This window comes from Bacillus sp. SRB3LM (assembly GCF_015712745.1).
Classification (GTDB): Bacteria; Bacillota; Bacilli; order Bacillales; family Bacillaceae_G; genus Bacillus_A; species Bacillus_A thuringiensis_K.
Genome location: NZ_VWVQ01000004.1, coordinates 277,568 through 298,011, shown reverse-complemented (window position 1 = coordinate 298,011; position 20,444 = coordinate 277,568). Strand labels below are relative to the sequence as shown.

Below are 20,444 nucleotides of genomic sequence, written 5' to 3'. Positions count from 1 at the left end.
GATGACATTTTACCGGGCGATAAATATAAACACATGGAATGTATATAAAACTAACGAACTCGTAAGTTTTATCATAGTATTTGTCATGATGTACAAAAGGTGTCATACTGTTACTACAAAACTTACAAATTTATGCTACTTAAAAACATATGAAACTTAAAGCACTTGATTGTCTATTTGAGGCAACAAGTGCTTTTTTAATTGAAATGTATACTATAAATTTATAAAAGTTATTTTTATGAATTAAAGCTAACAGAAATTACTAGTATTATATAATTGAAAATACATTAGCAAAAGGTGTGGCCTCCGTACCCCAAATCTTTAAAGGTGTAGAAATACTGCTAGATGGAAGTGTCGTTAGAACTGGAACGAACTATAGCGGTAAATCCCAAGAAGCCCATGATGCCTCAAAGGCGAGTATTCAGAGTAGGATCTCGAATTTGGAGAGTGGTGGGGTTAAGGGTACGGGTAATTCCAGTAAGATAGTCAATAAGGCTAATTTAAATAATATAGATGAATTTATAAATGGGACTAAGAAATTTGATGATGTTATTAATGATTATGTAAAGTTGTACAGTGAAAAAATTATATCAAATAAAACGTGGTCATGGAATAAGTCACTTCACGGTGGAGCTAATTTAACGGCTCGTCAAAAAAGAATGATTAAGGAAAAAGCAGTTGCAGATGGTTTGGTTCCTGATGTGAAGGTTATTAAAGCTGATGGAATGAGATACGGATTTGCCGATTTTAAGAGTGCTGGGCTTGTTGTAGAGACAAAGCAACTATGGTTAATGTCAGACGAAGAGCAATTTAAATGGCTCGATAATGCAATAGGTGGACGACCGGAAGGTATGACATGGCATCATACTGAAGTACCGGGTAAAATGGAGTTGGTTCCTTTTGGAATACACAATATTACGATTCACAATGGTGGAAGGTCGGCCGGAATGTGGGCCGATGCTCCTAGATAGTAAACTAAAGAAAGAGGTAAAAACATGAAAATAAAACAGGATACTATTGTAAAACCATTACCTTCAGAAGAGTTAATAAAAAAACATGAAAATTTTTGGAGATTAAAACTACCAGGTTCATTTTTGGACTTTATTAAAGTGTATAATGGTGCAGAAGTTGAAGAAGCTACATTTGTATGTGATAATCGTAGTTATGCGATAGAAAGGTTTTTATGTATGCTGGATGACATTGAAAATAACCCTAAAGGGATCTATGATATTGATGTTGTATTTTCACAGATAGAGGAAAGATTAACTGATAATGAAGATTTATTAGGTGCAGAGGTATTACCAATAGCTAGTATATTTGCAGGGGATTTTGTATGCTTGGATTTTAGAGAAAATAAAGAGAATCCATCGGTGTGTGTATGGTCTCATGAAGAGTCAGGAGAGTTTGAACCAGTGTTTTATAAAATAGTAGATAACTTTACTGAGTTTTTAGAGGTACTACGATAAAACTTGGTACAATGACTTTGTAAGTAATATAACAAGACTTAATATTTGGTATTAAAGTTAAAGATGTATAAGAGAAGTGAAGAAAAAGAATGAATAGGCTGTTAAAAAGTAAGTACTCCATGATGGTTGTACCATCATGGAGTACTGTGTGCAATGATAGAATAGAAAAAGACGTGCGAGCTTAGGTGAGATGACATTTTACTGGGCGATGAATATAAATCCACGGAATGTATATGAAACTAACGAACTCGTACAAACTCGTAAGTTTTTAGATAGTATTTGTTATGAAGTATAACAAGTGTCATATTGTTACTACAAAATTTATAAATTTATGCTGCTTAAAAACAAATGAACTTAAAGCGCTTGATTGTCTACGAAAGACAATCAAGCGCTTTTTTATTAGATAGGCATGTTATAAATGTTTAAAAATTATTTTTATGAATTAAACCTAACGGAAATTACCAGTATTATAAAATTGAAAATACATTAGCAAAAGGTGCGGACTCCGTATCCCAAATCTTTAAAGGTGTAGAAATACTGCCAGATGGAAGTGTCGTTAGATCTGGAACGAACTATAGCGGGAAATTCCAAGAAGCCCATGATGCCTCAAAGGCGAGTATTCAGAGTAGGATCTCGAATTTGGAGAGTGGTGGGGTTAAGGGTACGGGTAATAGAGAGGCTGAAGTTCCACCAGCCTTCAAGCAAGAGGAATTTGCCAGTACATATGAATCAAGATTCAAGCAAACACCCGCAGAAACGAATTCAAATGTCGTTTTTGAAGGGGTTAGAGGTGAGTCTTTATGTACCCTAAAACCACCACCAGATCCTACGTTACAGAAAATCTTAAATGAAGCTGGTATTAATGGAATTGAGTATAAAAATGGAGTTCCTGATTTTTCACCAGTAGCAAAGGCACAGTTGGAAATCGATTATATGCTAGGTGGAAAAGGGGCTAAAGGAAATACTGCTAGAGATTATAATTTTAAGCAAGCAAATGAAAGGTTAGCAGATCAGCTTAATAATTCACCAGAATTGGCAAACCAATTTGGAATGGAAGCTGGTGGAATTACGGCAAAAGATATAGAAAAATACCGAGTGAAAAATAAATTAACATGGCATGAGTTAAATGATGGAGTTACTATACAACTTGTGCCAACAGAAATAAACGCCAAATTTGGACACCTTGGTGGAGTTGGTGAAATAAACGCAGGAGCTTTTGAACCTGGAGGATTTGCAAATAAATAATAAGGAGATTATAAAATGACAATAAATGATAAAGTTTTTGGAGAACTTGATTATCAGTATACATGGGTAGGATACAGAACCATAAAGTTTTTAGGAAAGGACACGGAGATAGCATTATTAATTGGAGGAGAAGATGATGGTAAATTTGATGAAGGTCAATATGTGGCATACAATTCATTAATGGATAATTGGGAGAAAATCCAACATAATATATTACAACCAATTTTAAATTATTATAAACAAAAAAGGCATGAGCTTGGTTATGATGTTGCATTTAATGAAGATTATCCATTAATTGAAACAGTTGATCAATTAATAGAACATATAACATTAGTAGGTATTTCTGTTCCGTATGATTTCCTTCGCGATGGACGTGATGTAGGGATCTCGTTTGATTGTTCATGGGATGAGGAAAATGGTTTAGGAATTCGTCTTATAAATGAAAGGGTAGATGAAGTAGGTTATCAAGATGTTGCTATTTAAAATAGGCTGTTAAAAAGTACAGACTAATGATGGTTGTATCATCATGGAGTGCAATGAAAGAACAGAAAACAAAGTACGAGCTTAGAGCTTAGGTGAGATGAGGTTTTATTTGGCTACGAATATATACCACTTAAAATGAACCTGAAACTAATGAATTCGTACAAGCTCGTAAGTTTTAATGTACTTGTCACGATGCATATAAGGTGTCATACTTTTACTAAAATACTTATAAATTTATGCTACTTAAAAACACATGAACTTAAAGCACTTAATTGTCTATGATAGGCAACAAGTGCTTTTTTAATTGATTGATATGCTTTGACTTTATAAATAGTTGGTAAGTTGGAAGAAGTAACGGCATTCATGAATAAGTTGCCGAATAGTATGAAGAATGTCAGAAAGAAGATTAAAAATATTCATATCCCGAATGTATTCCCTGAACCTTTGGCAGCTGGTGTTGGGAATGTAGGAGAAAGAAAAACACTTGGAGCGTTATTTTCTGTTGCTAAGAGTGAAACTAAGGGCACGGGTGATATTGGAGCACCGCCTCGATACGGGGAAAGAAGAATCTCAAAGGAATTATATGATGAATTAAGAGATGGAACGTCTACTGCAAAGCTACAGGAAAAAGTTAATGAGGGCATTGAGGATGAAATAGGAATGCCTGACCCTGCTTTACCTGGTAAGTATATTACAGATAGACTTCAAGCTGATCATATTGTATCAATGAAAAATACAGCGGATATGGAAAATTTTTATAAAATAATAAAGGAACAACAACTTAAGGTTTTAAACAATGAAGAGAATTTTCTAGGATTAAGTGAAGCAGCCAATAAATCTAAGGGGTCTAAATCTTATTCTGATTGGACAATTTATAAGAAAGAAAAAATTGAAGTTGATCCTAAGTTTAGAGAAGAAATGATAAAGAAGGAAAAAGAATTAGAAATGAAATTACAAAAACAAATTGATGATTTTGTTGAAGGAAATAAAAAGGATATAGATAAATAAAGGAGCTAGAATTATGGAACAAAAACTTGGTTTTTTAAGAAAATATAAAAGAAATGCACAACTTATATCATGCCATGAGATTAATAAACTTGATAGTGGGAAAATACCAAATTCATGGTATGAATTGTTTCAAGAAGAAAACGTAGACAAGAGAGTTGAGAGTATTTTATCGATATGGAAAGAGCAAGTAGGAGTGGAATTAAGAAACACTATTTCTTATTTGTCTAGGCACCTTGAAGAAGTAGAGCTTATGAACACAAATGGTAGATATTCAATTTTATACACTATTAAAACAGATAATGGGGAAATTCTATATTATGAAGGGGGAAATCCCAAAGATGAGTTTAATAATGAAGAATTAGAAAAATCTTGGGATAAGATTCCTTCAACAATACGAAATTTTTATCGAACTGTTCATAATGGTTTCTATTTTTATGCGAGTCAATCTATGGGTTTAGTTCCTTTAGAAAATGTAACTTTTTTTGATGATGATGAATGGGGTATTATTGAGGAGTTAGAAGAACCTTTACAAATTGATTTACAAACTACTTTTGGTTTCTTTAAAAGTGGTATGGGTGGTTATGTTGCAGTAGATTATAAGAATTCTAATAATGATAATGCGACTTTATGGTGGACGAATAAAGAGCCTAGATATAATATGAATTTTTGGGACATTGTTGATGAATGGATAGTAATTGGATTTGAAGTTTAGTTTAAAGATTCTGTTGCAAAGTTTTTATATAAACAAAAAAATCCTAATTTAGTAGGTAGAGTTTATACAACTTTGAATAGATTCTCTAATTCATTGTACGTCGAAAAAACGAAGTACGAGCTTAGGCGAGATGACATTTTACCGGGCGATAAATATAAACACATGGAATGTATATAAAACTAACGAACTCGTAAGTTTTATCATAGTATTTGTCATGATGTACAAAAGGTGTCATACTGTTACTACAAAACTTACAAATTTATGCTACTTAAAAACATATGAAACTTAAAGCACTTGATTGTCTATTTGAGGCAACAAGTGCTTTTTTAATTGAAATGTATACTATAAATTTATAAAAGTTATTTTTATGAATTAAAGCTAACAGAAATTACTAGTATTATATAATTGAAAATACATTAGCAAAAGGTGTGGCCTCCGTACCCCAAATCTTTAAAGGTGTAGAAATACTGCTAGATGGAAGTGTCGTGTCGTTAGAACTGGAACGAACTATAGCGGGAAATTCCAAGAAGCCCATGATGCCTCAAAGGCGAGTATTCAGAGTAGGATCTCGAATTTGGAGAGTGGTGGGGTTAAGGGTACGGGTGAAGGACCTGTAAAAGTAAACTATGGAGAACAATATGCTAGGGAAAAACGTAAAAAGATATTAAAGTCAAATGTTGAGTATACAAGTAAAGAAGGATATACATATACAACAGATAGTCAAGGGCGTGTTGCAAGTTGCGAGGGTAGCCTTCAATTAGGTGATGGTAAGCGGAATAACTACGCTCAGAGAGTGGTAGGTGGGAATGACCGTTTGGATGATGATGACGGCGGACATTTAATTGCAACTATATTTAAAGGCTCTGGTAATATGGATAATTTAGTTCCAATGAATAGTAACTTAAACAGAGGAGAATGGAAAAAACTAGAGAATGAATGGGCTAATGCTCTTAATGATGGTGATAAAGTTAGGGTGAAAATAACGCCGAATTATAGCGGGAATTCAAAACGTCCAGACAGTTTTGTTATTAGATATAAAATTGGTGATGAAGATAGATGGAGATTAAAGAATTTTGATAATGTACCAGGAGGAAAATTAGATGAATGATGAAAAATTAAGCAAGTTATACAATGAAATAGCAGAGGTTGTAATTGATACAATTCCAGAGAAGTGGTTTAAGGTTTACCTGTATGGTGAGGTTGGGGAAGGTGCTCAAGAATCATATTTTTATTACTACCCTGAAGAGAATAGTACTCCTATTTACAGTCATAGTATTTTTGAACTCTTTAATGTCCCAGAAGAAGAATATTTTAAGAAGTGGCATCGTTTGTTAGATTGTATTAAGAGAATGAAGAAAGAGTTTATTGATAATGATCAAGAAGCTTGGACAAATTTCACTATGATTTTTGATAATACAGGAAAGTTTAATATTGACTTTAATTATGATGACCTTTCAGATGAAAATTCCCACGAGAGAATGATTATTTGGGAATATGAACATCTTGGTCTTATGCCTAAAAGTAATTCAGGGAAAAAATACTTAGAAAAGCATCTTAAAAATCTTGAAGATACAAAAAATTGAGTGCAATACCATATATGATAAAAGTTTATAGTGGTTTAACGTAAACATGCATAAGCATATATGAGAAGTGGGTAGAAAAAGAAATGACTATTTTGAAGAGTAAACTCCATGATGGTTGTACCATCATGGAGTACTATGTACAATGATAGAAAAGAAAAAGAAGTACGAGCTTTGGCGAGATGACATTTTACTGGGTGCTGAATATAAACACATGGAATATATATTAAACTAACGAACTTGTACAAACTCGTAAGTTTTAACGTAGTAGTTGTTACCACATATAAAAGGTGTCATACTGTTACTACAAAACTTACAAATTTATGCTACTTAAAAACATATGAACTTAAAGCACTTGATTGTCAATTAAAGGCAACGAGTGCTTTTTTGCGTTTTAGCGTAGAAATAATGTGGTACAATCGCTTAAGGAAAATAACACTTTAAAGAATACACTAGATGCTATGAAAAATACTCCTATTCCAGTAGCAGTTAGGACGGTGGATACTGGAATAGGAATGAAGCTTCCTTATATAGAATCTTCAACTGTTGGAGAAGTAGCTGGAAAGTTTTCAAAGGCAAGTACGGCAGCTAAGGATGACGCTTATCAACTTGCTCATGGGCATAGTAAATTAGAAGGAAGTAATAAAACTAGCGGAGTGGGTAATAATAGCTCGCGTACTGACGAAATTGGAATCGAATTTAAACATAATCGGAAACATAATGAAGATGAGATTATACGACAATTAAAAAACCAAGAAGATGGACTGGGAAAATTGACAGTTTATGAGTTTATTTAGAATCGGAACCAATTTTTAAAATATGGGAGATCAAAACAAGCAAATTCAGCTCAAAGATTAACACGAAAACAAGCTGTGCAAGATAAAATTGATGAATTTATGGAAGAAGGTTTTTCATTTAGGGAAGCAGAAGAGCAAGCTTTAAAGTGGATAAAGGATAAAGCTGCATTACATGACCCAGATCAAATTGCGGGTGGAAATCCATTAAAAATAACTGGCATGGGTGATTCTAGAATTAATTCATCAATAGGTTCGCAGTGGAAAAGCAGGATTGGTAATGTGGATAAGGAAATTAGACGAGTTGCTGACACCTTATCAGAGGAAGAAAAAAATTGACATATCTTAATGTTAGATTGAAATCGGAGTAGGGGGATACTATGGAAAATATAAATGATTTTATATCTTTCGAAAAACCATCAACAGAGGTTATTGAAAAGTATACAGGGAAAGTTCCAGATCAAATAATAGATTTATGGAAATGCTATGGGTTTGGGAGTATGTTAAATGGATACTTAAGAGCAATAAACCCAGAAAAATATTTAGATATATTAAAGGAAAGTTCTATCCGTTATGAAGAAGCTATCCCAATTTTTACAACAGGTATGGGAGATATTCTTGTGTGGGAAAATAACTATTTATTATTACTTAAGTATCGAAAAGGTACGGTAGATGTAGTAGCTGGAAAATTCAAGTTTTTCTTTAAAAATACGAAAGATGATTATTTTTTAGAGAAAGGATTGGATTGGAAGCATTATCAGCAGGCATTAAATAAATACGGAAAGCTTGAAATAGATGAATGTTTTGGTTACACACCTTTACTTGCACTAGGTGGACCAGAAAAAGTAGAAAACTTACAAAAAGTCAAACTTATCGAGCATGTTTATTTAATTACTCAATTTATGGGGCCGATGGAATAATGAAAGAAGAAACTGGAAGGTGGAGTAATCCTCTTTCAGTTTTTTTATTTAAAAGGCTATTAATGTAAATGAAGCTTTAAAAGATACGATTGAGTTAATGTTATAATATAGAAATGTGGTAACGAGAAACTTGGGTTAAATTTATAAAAAGTAATTTTTTATGAATTAAGGCTAACATAAATTCCTAGTATTATATAATTGAAATTAAACTAGCAAAAGGTGTGGACTCCGTATCCCGAATCTTTAAAGGTGTAGAAATACAGCCAGATGGAAGTGTCGTTAGATCTGGAACGAACTATAGCGGGAAATTCCAAGAATCCCATGATGCCTCAAAGGCGAGTATTCAGAGTAAGATCTCGAATTTTGAGAGTGGTGGGGTTAAGGGTACGGGTGAAGTTGGAAAAGGGAATTCTGATTTACTTGATAATACCGGTAGATTTAAAGATGCTGAGTTGCAATCTAAGTATGATGTATATTGTGAAAGGAAATATAAGAATAGTGAAGCGCCTAAAGAGCCACTGGAGTGGAAAGAAGCAAGTGAAAAATGGGCATCACTTAAAGAGCAGGGGCAAGAATTTTCTGATGAAAGTTTTAATCTATTTTCACAGCAGTATGAAAACGCTGAACGAGAAATAACCATTGTTACACATGAAGGGACTAAGGTAAGAGTTGACGCCATTGCATCTGATGAATATGGGAATGTTATTATACAAGAATATAAAAGTTCCGCTACTGCTCCCTATACTACAAATCAAGAAAAGGGATTCCCTGAATTGAAGAATTCTGGTGGAAAGGTCGTAGGTGAAGGAAAGGGAGATTTTTCAGGGGGATACGAAGTGCCTAGTGGAACAAGACCGCAAATTGTTCGTCCTGAAGGGACAACTTATTTTGATGAATAAATGAGGTGAGAGATAAGTGTCAATATTAGACAAAAATAAAATAGATGGAATTGGCAAAAGTATGGGTGAAAATAAGTTAGCATTAATGATTGCAGATCATTTAGAGTGGGAAAATGAACTTCAGCACTTAACATTGTTACAAGATAAAATTAATGCCTATGTATCTTTTATTGAAAGTGGGCAAATATATAGTGTTTATCCGGATGCTAAGTTAGTAGATGGCTTTATATTCGATTTAAGGTTTAAATATAAACCGACTGAAAATTGTAATAAATTATTGGAGGTTTTTAGGAAGAATACTCAAGATTTGAGGATTGAGTTTAAAATATATGAATCTTAGGTAGTTTGAATTGGAGATGTAATATGAAAGCAAATAAAGCATTTGAGCGCGTATGTAATCTAATATCTGAAAAGTATTTAGATAATGGCTGGAAATATTCTAAGTCTGGTCATTGGATGAGTAAAAAAGATAAAAATTTCATTTATAAGGTACTCTTTTATACAAGTTGGAATAATATATCTGATAAAAATGTAGTATTTTATGGTGAATGCGCAATTCTTCCTTTAAAATCTAAAGATAAAATATTTCATATTAATACACGTCAGTGCAATGTACCAAGCGGTCAGTTATATTGGAACATAGCAAATGAGGAAGAGTGGGAGCGGACAGTTAACGAATTCACTAATTGGTTAAATAGTGTATTTATGCCAATTGTAGAAAGGTGTACGAATGATTTGAACAACTTTGTAAAAGAGGTTGTTGAAAGAGGTTTTTATCCTCAAAAGGGTTATATGGTAGATATTAATTTTATATTAACGCACGGGTCGCGTGAATTGGCAGAGGAAGCTACCAAAAGATACTATGACAGTTTGGAAGAGTCAATAAAAAAAGAATTTAAAGATAACTATGAAAGTATGGTGTGTGGTAATGAAGCAGTTAGTGCATATGGTAATAATATGATGAGAAATTACACCAATTTTAGAACTATCATAGATAATAAAATAATTGTTACTTTATAGTACATCAAATGGTTTGACTTAGTAAGCGATAATTGGTAACCCAATTATCGCTTTTGGTTTTAAATAAGGGTACGGGTGAAGTTGGTTATGGCAGTAACATTTCAGACAATATCTCAAAAGAAATTAAAGAGTTAGATAAAGAAATAAATAGATTGAAAATAGAGGGAAATGACAAAGAAGTCAAAAGATTAACGCGAGAAAAAAATAAATTGGCCAACAAGTTGGATACGAAAGATGTTATTAGTGATCATTATGACTTGAAGGTTGCAAAGGAGTATGAAAGAAAAATCGATAATTCTAAATATTTTTCTTGTGATAAAGGTGATTTTGGAGAAGAGTGACAAAAATAGTAGCTAGAGACAGTGATTTAGGTAAAGATGTTTCCGATCTGTTCCAAGTGGGGAGAAATGGTATAGATGCAGCATTCCTATCGAAAGGGCCGCCGCCAAAGTTAACTATTATTGAATCAAAGGCATCAGATTCCGCTAGTTTTAGTTACTCGGATAAACAGAAAAAGGGTGGAGATACTTATTTTCAAGACATGGTTAACAGCGATGATCCTAGGTATGCTAATTTTAGAGATAACTTAGAGAATCTGATGGAGGAGAGTCCGGATCTACAATTCGATTTTATTAGAGTTGAAACAGATATAAAGATTACTGATACTGGATTCGGTGTTGATGAGTTAAAGGTAAAGGACTGGAATAAGAAAATAGATTAATTCATAGGGAGGATGCAATGATGAACCCCAAAAAGTTAGAAATGGCTTTTAAAAGATATAGCAAAAATTTTGTGGATGGAATCGAATTTGAAGATGTTAAAGATAAATATAATGTCAGTAGAAGTAAGGTTGAGAAAATTGTTAAGCAAAATGAAACAGAGAAAGATCACATCCTACTAATAAATTTAAGCAAAATTTTCTCATATCACTTGTCACTATGGAAAAACGATGTATTGATAAGCGGTGGAAACAATGTAGAAGGATTAAAGAACATGCAGAAAGTCTTATTTTACCAGTGCATGGGACAAGATCTTTATAAAATCAGATATCCAAAGATGATTTTGGGGTATACGTTTAGAGAAGTCGTCCTCACATTAGTTCATTTTGCAATGTATGGATGGGAGAAAGAAGAAAATATATTATATGATTTTATGGTTCATCACTTCGGTGGACATTTAATAGATGCTAATGAAGAGGATAGACATATTTGGTTTTTGCTAGAGCTGTACTTGCAGTATAAAAATAAAACCATCATGGGAACGAATGAAAAATTGCATCTAGCCGTGATTAATAAGTTTAAGGAAGCTGAACTGCGATGTGACTTAATCCCTGAAGACCTAAACATTTATGATGAAGTGCTGGAACGTTGGTCGACTGGTGATTTAGAAGAAATAGAACATCTAATTTCGATCATGTCTCAGTATCATTCTGCATTAGCTTCTGAAATCGGACAGCTAGGTGAATTTGGTGATTTTGGATTCGGATTTTATCCTTATGAAATCTTGTTCTTGATCCATGTAAGAAAAAAACTAGGATTGCCAGTACCTACTCAATTCGATAATTTTCTGATGAATACTCCAGAAGCGAAAATGGTATTTGGAGAACGTGAGCCATACCCTGAGTGGGACCCTGTGCTTCAGATGATTGATCAATTTTATCGTAAAAACTACCCGGAATATATTCCTAACAAGCATGGAGAATTATTTCAATAAAAGGGAGGAAGCTAATATGCCTAATCAAGAAATAGCGCAGATTATATTTCCTGATAGCAAGGATTTGGAAACGTTTTTGAAGGAGCAAGGAAGTTATGACTTACATGAAGACCTATTAAAATATGGATTGACGACGAAACAGTTTTTATACGTTGACTATAAAGGTGAGCAATACCAAGAAATTGTAAATTTTATTCTTGATTATGAATTTGCCCACCAAATTGAATTAGCGACACAAGAAGAACTCGAGAAATTAGAAGCATTTAATTATGAATTTTTACCGGAAAAGATCCAGGAGGTCAACAAAATACTGTCACCAAAGGGGTATGGACTATTTTCATATCCTAATTCGGGCGATTTTTTCGCATTATTCATTGCGAAAATAGAGGATATAATAAAGTTTCTGCAAGAAGAAGTGCTGTTTGATGATAGAATCCCTTTCCAAGAAAGATGCATTAAGTACTATAAATAGACTTAAGATAATGCAGTTTTGAAAGAGACACCACATTATCCCTATGATATAGTGCATTATCAAGAAGAGTAAATGTAAGAATCTACAGTGATATACTTTTAGACTGTAGTTTTTTTATTTGTGCGTAATTAATACATACTGTGCAAAATGAAAAATAACTAAGGGGATTTATTAGTTCATTAGGCAATTGAGGAGTGAATTTAAAAATCAGAAAAAATATTTATTTAAAAGTTAAAATTATATATTGATGGATATATACGTTATAAAAAAATATTAGAAAATCCCGCTCGTTGTATATAGAAATTACACAATAAAAATAGAAGTGTATTACGATAAAAACTTACTTTTACATAAACAGATAAACAGAGCTTAACCATTAGCTAATATTGTAAAGGAGGATTGAAAATGTTAAATGGTGTGTTAACGAAGGAGTATATAATACAGAATAGCCTTGAGTTTGAAGAGTGTTTAGAATATGGGGGACCTTATGGGCTAGGAATAGTAGAGTGTGCAGATGATGGTAAAGAAAAATTGTTTACTGGCTTAGCTTATGATGTTTATGAGAATGGAAATATAGAATGTTATTTCTATGTAGAAAATGGTGTTAAACAAGGAGAGTATGTGGAGTTGTATATGAATGGAAATATAAAAAGAATCAGCAATATGAATAGAAGCACGGTTGAAGGCTACCATGTTGAATTTTTTCAAAACGGAATGAAGAAGCATGAGTCTGAATGTATTGCGGGACGTGAAATGACTTTTAAAAAATATGATGAACAAGGGAATATTGTAGAACAAAAAAATGAAACTGAATTATTTTACAATCGCAATGTATCCGACTGTAGCATTTAACGAGGAAGAGATATTGAATCGTCTTCTAGATGTATTTGAGTCAAACGAAAAATCCGCTCCTACTCATTGGGGAAACTGTGAAACGGTGCAGGTAGAATATAATCGCCAGGAAATCGTAGAAAAAGTAATTTCGGAGCGTAGAGTGTCTGAAGTTCACCTCTATCATGATAAAATGACGGGTTATATTCACTTAAGAATATAACCCTATTTATTAGAACCAGTAGTATATAAGGAGATTATTCTACGAGTTATATACAAATATTAGACGAGGAATATTTGACGCTGTAAAAGAAAAAATATTTACTCTTATATCATTATTGATGTTGTCCTCAATTTTCCTCATGTAGCACTTGAAAATCAGTAACAAGTGAAACGATTTTTCCTGCTTCATCAATTCCCCAATAGGAAGGATAAAATCCATCTCCATAACCTGAACGGAATATGATGATATTACTTCCTGTTTCCTCACACACCACGCAATTTCCCCAATCTTCATCATGTTCTGTTAGTATGTCATCTATAAGATCATCATACAAACTAGTAAATTCTTCTCCTAGTTCTTGTTGTAACCTATCTTCTATTTCTTCTAACTTACCAATTGCTTCAACATCTGCAAAGCACCCTAAGCCTGTATCAACTGGGTAACCAAAAATATATCCGTCTTCCAGTTCACTGACATTTTGTCCTGGTTTTGTTGCCATCTTCCATCTTACCGCTTTTGACTCCGACAATTTCAATTCGGCACCAGCAATGACTCCATCTTCCTTATGCCACCAAGCAACAATTGGATATGTACCTGGCTGAATTGTTTGTTCGAAGTGATTTGTATTAAAAATAAGAGGATCACAAGCAACAATTTTACCTGAAGTAACTTTCAACTGTTCTAGTGCTTCGGAACGCAGGGCCTCACTATCCGGTTTAGATAATTCACGTAATAACTTTGACATAATGTTTCTCTCCCTTTCCTTTTAAAATATTTGTTGGTGCTGCCTCCCATATATTTTTACATGAGTTACATTTGTGTTCTGTGGTATTTCTAGCGCCTTTGTATGTTCCTATAACTTCGATATTATCGCCATGAACTTCTAAAACCTCTGCGGCATATCATACCCGCGTTTTCTAATAGTTCTGCAACATATTCTTCATGCGTTTTACGTTTTCGGATATATTGCTCCCCCGTACAAGTGTAGATAGAACAAACATTTATTCATTGAAAAATATAACAAATGAATTTGACTTTAAAATTAGAACCAGTTTTGAGGATGTAAATAATAATCCACCCGTTGATTATATTATTTTAAGGGTAAAAATGCATTAATTAAAAATTCAATAAAAGAAAATCGAACTAGATAGTCTTTCTAGATTAATCTTCTTATTTTATATTCTCAAGGGATATTCCACTTCACTGCGACTCATTGCAATATGTCTACTTCTGTGACACATTACACAATTGTACAGAGATAATGAAGTAATATGAAAAAAAATATAAAGATTGTAATTTAATCCTATATATTTTTTATAAATTCTAAAAGTAAATCCCTTATTTTTGGTATGATTGACAGAGACTATTTAATTTCTTATGAATATTCTTAAAAAGAGAGTGATGCTGTATGAAATCAATAAATGTAAATGGGAATATATATCATATTGAATCTATTCCTTTTGAAGATAAGAGTGAGCAGGATGAAGAGGGATACTACGAATATTTTTACAAAGGAGTCAATTTATCGTTTCACTCGGACAAAGAAATAATTAAAGCCCGAATTTATGATGAGGAAGAAATAATATATTTCTTAAAAAATCCATCTCTTGCATTTGGTAAAGATTTTGAAGCTATAAAAGTATATATAATTAAAGAATATGATGTAAATAAATTTAAAATTCCAGGTGAAAAAAAGCCTATATAGAATTATAGCTATAATTCTATATAGGCTTTACCATGACCAATTATAATAAAACAGGAAAACTCACAAAGTACTTATGCCTGTGGGTGATGAAAGGAATGTATTCGAAATAGAGTAAATCAAGTGAAATAAGTAGATTTGAAAATAGATTCTCAGAAAATGTGATTGAAATAGCAGCTGTCACAGGGGCATTAGGAATCGGTGCATCAAAAGGCGGTGACAACATTTTGTGGACTGCGTCAATTGATTTGATTGCGTGGAAAGACTTACATAACAATGAAACGATTACAAAAGAAGACATACGACTCGCATGGTTGGTTGATGATGCAATTAGTTATTTCGGATAAACGTGATGTGATTTGTTAGGATGTGAAGTTAAATGAGAAATGACTTAACATGGCCAGTACCGGATGAGCCAGTTTCAGCAGAATATCTAAACTATGTGGGAAAAGAGATAGGGTATATATTTCCAAGTGACTATGTAGAATGTGCTACAAATAATAATGGTTCAGCTGTATTACCTTATAAATTTGAAATAGATACGATAACAAAGGTATTTGGAACTTTACTTTCTTATGATGTAGATAGTAGTGAATATATCGTTAAAGTATATAACCAGTATATTTCTACTCTGCCAAATGAATTGATTCCATTCGCATTTGACCCAGCAGGAAATTTAATTTGCTTTGATTATAAAAATCATGAAGAAGATCCAATTGTCGTTTTTTGGGAACATGAGGGAGCATGGGAAAAGGAAACTTTGATGGAAAGTGAGGGGATTACGGAAGAAGCAGCAGAGGAACGAGCAAGAGAAAATGTATTCTATATTGCTAATCATTTTACGGAGTTTTTAAATAAGTTACATGATTAATAATATTATTCATATGAAATGGTTCGTATAAATGTAAGAAGCAATAAAAGGAGAGAGAATGATGGACTTAGAGCATTTAAAAAAAGATATTTGGTATGGAGAAGTTTCTAATCATACAATTGAAACTCTTAAGTCTAACCTAAGGGATGGTGCAACAGAGAAAGAATGCTCTATCTTAATTAATGAATTGTTAAAGCTAGGTGATTTCTCTGTAAAGGGGTTACTAATCGAACTTATGAATAGTACTCGAGATGAGCTTGTGTTGAATTTATGTACTAGACTATTTTGCTCAGTAGCTACTCACGATGATTTATTAGAAACGAATAATTTGAAATTCCTTTCAAGTGCTTCAGAGGATGGAGTTCATAATTTTGTAGTAAGTGCTGGTGAAACTCTTTCATATCATGTAGTACCATATCTTTTACCATTACTAGAAGAGTGGGAAGATACCTTTGTTGAAAAAGCTATTAGAAATGAACTTTCATGGATGCTTGGAATTGAGGACGAGTATTATGAAGTATCGTTAGAAGAATTTAATGAAGCTTATTCTGGTTTTATCGAAAATAATGATGCGCAAGAATATTATTATCGTAATAGACTATCTTTTCCTGGAGACTTGGCAAAGGAGTTAGTGTCGGAAGTTATGAGTTCTTTAAGTGATAGAACTACTTATAATGTTGTTACTATACCTTCCGTTTTATCAATTTGGAGTGGAATCAAATGTCCAATTCAATATGATACGATTATAACAAATGAAAAAAATAGAGAGTTGATGTCATATATTGATGTTTTAACAAAGAAAGAATGGAAGATTGGTAAAAAGTATTTTTATGGATATGTAGTCGTATAAGAAAACGATATATGCGATGAATATAAAACATTCTATGGCACCCTGCTAAGGAGTGATTTTTACTATAATGGAAAGCTTTAATGGATGGTATGTTTTATGGAGGAAAATAAAAAAACAACTAGTAGCTCAACTAAATGTAAAAAGATATAAACACATCAAGAAGGTGAATGAATGATATTGCCAGAGGATTTTCGAGAGAAATGGGATGTTAATAAAGATGGCCCACTCGTTACATTTCATGAAAAAGAATTAATAAACAAAAACTTTTCAGATGAAGTGAAACGATTTTTGTCTATAGGAGGCTTACCAGAAACACCGTCACCATATTTAGAGTTTACTTCATCTCAGTCTTTCGTAAGGTCTATTACAACTGTATTTCATATGCCAGAAGAGTTTCGAAAATATTGGTTTTTAGGAACAACTAGTTCTGGAGATCCAATTTGTCTAATTGAAAAACAAGAAAATGTAGTATTTCTAAATAATAGTGATGAGTATAAAGAAGTGTTTATGAATTCTTCTATACATCAATTTGCAGAATGTTTATTAGTATATTCAAAAATGATCGATAAGGCAGTAGAGATTAATGGTGAGGATGCCTTTATCGATAATAATATACCAGAGTGTACAATAAGTTGGTTGAAGGAAGAGTTGAAAAAAATTGATGATAAGTGTATGGAAAAGGATTCTTTTTGGTTGATTGAAATTGAGAACTTATATGAATAATTGAAAGTGAAAAAGAAAATGTATGGTGCATGGAAGAGGAGTATGGTGATAGTGAAGAATGCTATGAGTACATATTTTAAATTAAGAAAAGAATATTTTGATAGAGGTTTGAATTTCTTATTTAAAACACCATATAACGAAAAAGTTGATTTTGTTATATATCAAGGTGAAATAGAGGAAGATGAAATTTCATGGAAACCAGTTGAGAAATATATTGAAACTGATTTAACAATACTTGAGGAGCAATTCGCAATTAAGTTTCATGATTCAGTTTATCACTATTTTAATTCATATTGGTTCGCTGATTTGGATGGGTTTATCGGTGACCATTATATTAGTTTAGAAGCTGTATTACCAAATATAGAATTGGAGAATTTTGAAGGTAAGTTAGAAGGATATGAAAAAGATCATCGTAAGCTAGATAAGATTCCTATAGGAGTAGAAGGAAATGGTTTACTAGTTATTTTAAATAATGTAAGTGGCAAAGTCGAATTGGAGGATTTCGAACGAGGTTTGTTTATAGAGATTTCGAACAGTTTAAATGAGTTGATTTCTAGTTTGAGATTACAAAAATAGTAAAGTGAAGAATGTTTATATGAATTATAGACCGGCTAGAGGGGCGTGGAAAAGTGGAATATAGTGGAATGGCTTCAGTTTGGTTTGGAATTTCTAAATCACTCCAAAATCTTGAGGAGTATGTCGATATAGATTACACGATAGATGGTGATTCAGTTCATTCAAATTTTGGGACGAGCTTTGAATTCGGTTATTATGATGAAGATAATATTGAATTTTGTTTTTATGAGAATAATAAAAGGGACGTTGAACATATTTTAAGTGATTTTTCTTACAGTGAACGAATTACTCCTAAAATAAAAAAGCTAATAAATGGAGATAGTTTAGCGAACGATATTAACTTTGCTATTGTTCTTTATGATTTTAAATATAATGAAGCGAAAAGAGAAGATATGTTTGATGGTTTAGAGGTAAAATTTATTGGTTCTATGCCGTACAGGTAGTTTGTAGGGAGCTGCAAATTCATTTCATAAATACATGGATAAACCTTATAAATGAGGGATACAAATGCATGCTTTGCCAAATCGTTTAGAAGAAGTCTTGGAAGAAGATATATATAAACGGGAAGATAAAGCTCAGGTGAATGAAGTAATAAATAGGTTAGGTGTAGAAGTGTCTAATACATTTAGAGAGTTTTATTATCGATTTGCAGGACCTTTTTGGGATGAGCATGTTCCTTATGAATTACTTGACATTATAGATGAAGAGAATAATATAGAATATTACACAATTATTGCTCGAAAGGAACATGGATTTCCTAATAAGTATTTAGTATTAACGGAAATGACAGCAAATGCTGCGTTGGTTCTTGATAGTGTAACTGATAAAATTTACTCAGTAAATTTTGAAGGTGAAGATGAATTACTTTTAAGTGAAAAATTAAAGGAGAGTTGGCCAACGTTTTATATGTTTTTGAAAGAGTATTTCAAGTGTTGATGGAAGTTAACAATAAGCAGGGACACCTTAGTAATAAGTACGAGAGGAGTGACAGATAAATGACAATGAACGATTCTGTTTTTGGAGAGCTTGAATATAATTATGGTTGGGCTAAGTGTATGCCTGTAACTTTTGTAGGTAATGTAACTGAGATTGATTTAATGATAGATGGTGAAGAAGATGGAGTGTTTGATGAAGGGCAGTATGTAGCATATCAATCATTAATAAAAAATTGGGAAGAGGTACAAATAAGTTTATTACATTCTATATTAGACTATTACAAACAAAGGCGATGTGAATTAGGATATGATATTGGAGTGCAAGAAAATTATCCATTAATTGAAACAAATGATCAAATACTAGAGATGATTAGTTTAGATGGTATTGTTGTTCCGTATGCAGATATTACGGAAGGACGAGAGGTTGGAATTACATTTAATTGTACGTGGGATATAGAAAATGGTGTAGGAGTTCGTTTATTAAATGAAAAGGTAATGGAAGTAGGTTATCAGGATATTATTTTTTAATATAAGTCAGGGGATATATAACCTGAATGAAAAAGGTGTCAACCTTTCTCGAATTGACACCCAGATACGAATCTGTTTAACACCTTACATACTTACGCTTAAAACCAAGTCTTCCTCTATCCAGTTCTTTCTGAATACTTTCAGAAGCATTTAACAAACTGCTTTTTTTATTATCACGTTTGACTTCAACTATACCAACTTCTTTTGCAATCTCGACTGCTTTTTCATGTAGTGGTACATATGAGATTGCCACAGTGTTTAGGAAATTATTCATAGCGGATTTTGTTCGTTCTGGAGAATGATGAATTGTATCTTTCATCATTTCAAGCATATCGGAAATTTTACTTTCGGAAAATTCATTGTCTTTGCGATTTCCTAAAAGCCAACAGTAGCAACTCCAGCCTGCAGACATTTTAAGCTCGTCCCCACTTGCAATCCATTTATCAGCAACATCTTGTGCGATATTTGACTCTGATAAAGTTACTGCCACCACATAATCGGATAGCATATAAAAATATGCCCCGTCTATCCAGCGATCAAAATCAGATTCACTCATAGCTTTTGGATCGGCAATAATACCTGCAAAGTACATAGCATCGTAGTTACCTGTGGCATAAAGCTCTTCAGCTAACTCTTGATTTAATTTTATTTTTTTAGCGATTGGTTTCATAGCACCTGTAGCTACTCCCAATACTGGCTCATGCGCACCGTTAGATATGTATATTTTTTTCGTTCGTTCCTTACCTAGAGCTTCAAGTTCTTGCATAACTGTTTTAAAATCCATAGCTGTGCAACTTCCTTCCTTCATGTGAAAGCCTTTTTAAGCCTTTCGTATTTCATATGTTAATACTAATTGTATTCAAGGGGTATGTCTACTTTCTAAAAGTATCGAA

Annotated in this window: 27 protein-coding genes and 3 pseudogenes; 28 read left to right on the top strand and 2 right to left on the bottom strand. The window is 32.8% G+C overall.

The genetic code is table 11. The annotated features are described in order from the left end of the window. The first annotated feature begins 299 nt into the window (after window positions 1-299). The 19 genes and pseudogenes from F3I02_RS34600 to F3I02_RS02955 all read left to right on the top strand — a co-directional run bounded on the left by F3I02_RS34600 (window position 300) and on the right by F3I02_RS02955 (window position 13,366). A complete protein-coding gene (locus tag F3I02_RS34600) occupies window positions 300-971 on the top strand; it encodes an HNH endonuclease (protein WP_196477569.1) in 672 nt (223 codons plus the stop codon). Window positions 972-995: 24 nt separating this feature from the next. Beyond that, a complete protein-coding gene (locus F3I02_RS03035) occupies window positions 996-1,466 on the top strand; it encodes an SMI1/KNR4 family protein (RefSeq protein WP_000695050.1) in 471 nt (156 codons plus the stop codon). 516 nt (window positions 1,467-1,982) lie between these two features. After that, on the top strand, window positions 1,983-2,711 hold the full coding sequence (locus F3I02_RS03030) for an HNH endonuclease (RefSeq protein WP_374058637.1): 729 nt from the start codon (window positions 1,983-1,985) through the stop codon (window positions 2,709-2,711). A gap of 15 nt (window positions 2,712-2,726) precedes the next feature. Continuing rightward, complete coding sequence (locus F3I02_RS03025) at window positions 2,727-3,194, top strand: DUF6985 domain-containing protein (protein WP_000154325.1); 468 nt, start codon at window positions 2,727-2,729, stop codon at window positions 3,192-3,194. 363 nt (window positions 3,195-3,557) lie between these two features. Continuing rightward, window positions 3,558-4,202 (top strand): hypothetical protein, encoded by a 645-nt coding sequence (locus F3I02_RS33725; RefSeq protein ID WP_230876769.1) that lies wholly within the window; start codon window positions 3,558-3,560, stop codon window positions 4,200-4,202. Window positions 4,203-4,215: 13 nt separating this feature from the next. Then, window positions 4,216-4,914 (top strand): SMI1/KNR4 family protein, encoded by a 699-nt coding sequence (locus tag F3I02_RS03015; RefSeq protein ID WP_000435838.1) that lies wholly within the window; start codon window positions 4,216-4,218, stop codon window positions 4,912-4,914. A 428-nt stretch (window positions 4,915-5,342) separates the two neighbouring features. After that, window positions 5,343-6,022: pseudogene (locus F3I02_RS03010) on the top strand (DNA/RNA non-specific endonuclease). Further along, a complete protein-coding gene (locus F3I02_RS03005; RefSeq protein WP_000997350.1) occupies window positions 6,015-6,497 on the top strand; it encodes an antitoxin YezG family protein in 483 nt (160 codons plus the stop codon). The pseudogene F3I02_RS03010 and the gene F3I02_RS03005 overlap by 8 nt, the downstream one beginning before the upstream one ends. Window positions 6,498-6,901: 404 nt before the next feature. Further along, window positions 6,902-7,659, top strand: a pseudogene (locus F3I02_RS34595) (polymorphic toxin type 15 domain-containing protein); the annotation flags it as partial. 9 nt (window positions 7,660-7,668) lie between these two features. Next, window positions 7,669-8,208, top strand: a complete 540-nt coding sequence (locus F3I02_RS02995) for a T6SS immunity protein Tdi1 domain-containing protein (RefSeq protein ID WP_196477568.1) — start codon at window positions 7,669-7,671, stop codon at window positions 8,206-8,208. 221 nt (window positions 8,209-8,429) lie between these two features. Beyond that, on the top strand, window positions 8,430-9,107 hold the full coding sequence (locus tag F3I02_RS02990; RefSeq protein ID WP_098347175.1) for a toxin: 678 nt from the start codon (window positions 8,430-8,432) through the stop codon (window positions 9,105-9,107). 16 nt (window positions 9,108-9,123) lie between these two features. Continuing rightward, on the top strand, window positions 9,124-9,447 hold the full coding sequence (locus F3I02_RS02985; protein WP_000025259.1) for a DUF6572 domain-containing protein: 324 nt from the start codon (window positions 9,124-9,126) through the stop codon (window positions 9,445-9,447). A 23-nt stretch (window positions 9,448-9,470) separates the two neighbouring features. Continuing rightward, window positions 9,471-10,127 (top strand): hypothetical protein, encoded by a 657-nt coding sequence (locus F3I02_RS02980; RefSeq protein WP_000646590.1) that lies wholly within the window; start codon window positions 9,471-9,473, stop codon window positions 10,125-10,127. 32 nt (window positions 10,128-10,159) lie between these two features. Then, window positions 10,160-10,468 carry a hypothetical protein gene (locus tag F3I02_RS33710; RefSeq protein WP_074594131.1) on the top strand — a complete coding sequence of 103 codons (309 nt, stop codon included), beginning with the start codon at window positions 10,160-10,162 and terminating at the stop codon, window positions 10,466-10,468. Further along, window positions 10,465-10,848 (top strand): hypothetical protein, encoded by a 384-nt coding sequence (locus F3I02_RS02975; protein ID WP_230876758.1) that lies wholly within the window; start codon window positions 10,465-10,467, stop codon window positions 10,846-10,848. The genes F3I02_RS33710 and F3I02_RS02975 overlap by 4 nt, the downstream gene beginning before the upstream one ends. Window positions 10,849-10,865: 17 nt before the next feature. Further along, window positions 10,866-11,840 carry a hypothetical protein gene (locus F3I02_RS02970; RefSeq protein WP_196477567.1) on the top strand — a complete coding sequence of 325 codons (975 nt, stop codon included), beginning with the start codon at window positions 10,866-10,868 and terminating at the stop codon, window positions 11,838-11,840. A 16-nt stretch (window positions 11,841-11,856) separates the two neighbouring features. Further along, window positions 11,857-12,312: a DUF6630 family protein gene (locus F3I02_RS02965; protein ID WP_001133582.1), complete on the top strand. Its 456-nt coding sequence runs from the start codon at window positions 11,857-11,859 to the stop codon at window positions 12,310-12,312. A 405-nt stretch (window positions 12,313-12,717) separates the two neighbouring features. Continuing rightward, window positions 12,718-13,164: a toxin-antitoxin system YwqK family antitoxin gene (locus F3I02_RS02960; RefSeq protein WP_086408869.1), complete on the top strand. Its 447-nt coding sequence runs from the start codon at window positions 12,718-12,720 to the stop codon at window positions 13,162-13,164. Next, window positions 13,115-13,366, top strand: a complete 252-nt coding sequence (locus tag F3I02_RS02955; protein ID WP_196477566.1) for a hypothetical protein — start codon at window positions 13,115-13,117, stop codon at window positions 13,364-13,366. The genes F3I02_RS02960 and F3I02_RS02955 overlap by 50 nt, the downstream gene beginning before the upstream one ends. Before the next feature lie 127 nt (window positions 13,367-13,493). On the opposite strand, the gene F3I02_RS02950 is transcribed toward F3I02_RS02955, so the two are convergent. After that, complete coding sequence (locus tag F3I02_RS02950) at window positions 13,494-14,111, bottom strand: DUF4241 domain-containing protein (protein ID WP_000040620.1); 618 nt, start codon at window positions 14,109-14,111, stop codon at window positions 13,494-13,496. A gap of 663 nt (window positions 14,112-14,774) precedes the next feature. Here F3I02_RS02950 and F3I02_RS02945 point away from each other — a divergent pair. The 9 genes and pseudogenes from F3I02_RS02945 (at window position 14,775) to F3I02_RS02905 (ending at window position 19,551) form a co-directional block, all read left to right on the top strand. Next, a complete protein-coding gene (locus F3I02_RS02945; RefSeq protein ID WP_002181372.1) occupies window positions 14,775-15,071 on the top strand; it encodes a hypothetical protein in 297 nt (98 codons plus the stop codon). A 125-nt stretch (window positions 15,072-15,196) separates the two neighbouring features. Next, window positions 15,197-15,397: pseudogene (locus tag F3I02_RS02940) on the top strand (DUF7021 domain-containing protein); the annotation flags it as partial. 50 nt (window positions 15,398-15,447) lie between these two features. Next, window positions 15,448-15,939, top strand: a complete 492-nt coding sequence (locus F3I02_RS02935; protein ID WP_196477565.1) for an SMI1/KNR4 family protein — start codon at window positions 15,448-15,450, stop codon at window positions 15,937-15,939. Between the two features lie 61 nt (window positions 15,940-16,000). Further along, window positions 16,001-16,789 (top strand): Imm47 family immunity protein, encoded by a 789-nt coding sequence (gene imm47 / locus F3I02_RS02930; RefSeq protein WP_196477564.1) that lies wholly within the window; start codon window positions 16,001-16,003, stop codon window positions 16,787-16,789. A gap of 171 nt (window positions 16,790-16,960) precedes the next feature. After that, window positions 16,961-17,512, top strand: a complete 552-nt coding sequence (locus F3I02_RS02925; RefSeq protein WP_000602770.1) for an SUKH-4 family immunity protein — start codon at window positions 16,961-16,963, stop codon at window positions 17,510-17,512. Between the two features lie 63 nt (window positions 17,513-17,575). Next, window positions 17,576-18,088, top strand: coding sequence for a SecY-interacting protein Syd (locus F3I02_RS02920; protein WP_170965438.1), 513 nt, complete (start codon window positions 17,576-17,578; stop codon window positions 18,086-18,088). 53 nt (window positions 18,089-18,141) lie between these two features. Continuing rightward, entirely contained in the window at window positions 18,142-18,531 is a 390-nt protein-coding gene (locus F3I02_RS02915) for an immunity 22 family protein (RefSeq protein WP_065224270.1), read from the top strand. Between the two features lie 64 nt (window positions 18,532-18,595). Beyond that, window positions 18,596-19,024 carry an SMI1/KNR4 family protein gene (locus F3I02_RS02910; RefSeq protein ID WP_065224271.1) on the top strand — a complete coding sequence of 143 codons (429 nt, stop codon included), beginning with the start codon at window positions 18,596-18,598 and terminating at the stop codon, window positions 19,022-19,024. A 59-nt stretch (window positions 19,025-19,083) separates the two neighbouring features. After that, entirely contained in the window at window positions 19,084-19,551 is a 468-nt protein-coding gene (locus F3I02_RS02905) for a DUF6985 domain-containing protein (RefSeq protein WP_016118261.1), read from the top strand. A 76-nt stretch (window positions 19,552-19,627) separates the two neighbouring features. Here the strand turns inward: F3I02_RS02905 and F3I02_RS02900 are convergent, their stop codons facing one another. Then, the gene (locus tag F3I02_RS02900; RefSeq protein ID WP_196477563.1) at window positions 19,628-20,335 is read right to left on the bottom strand and encodes a DNA alkylation repair protein; all 708 of its coding nucleotides are present in this window, start codon (window positions 20,333-20,335) and stop codon (window positions 19,628-19,630) included. Window positions 20,336-20,444 lie beyond the last annotated feature (109 nt).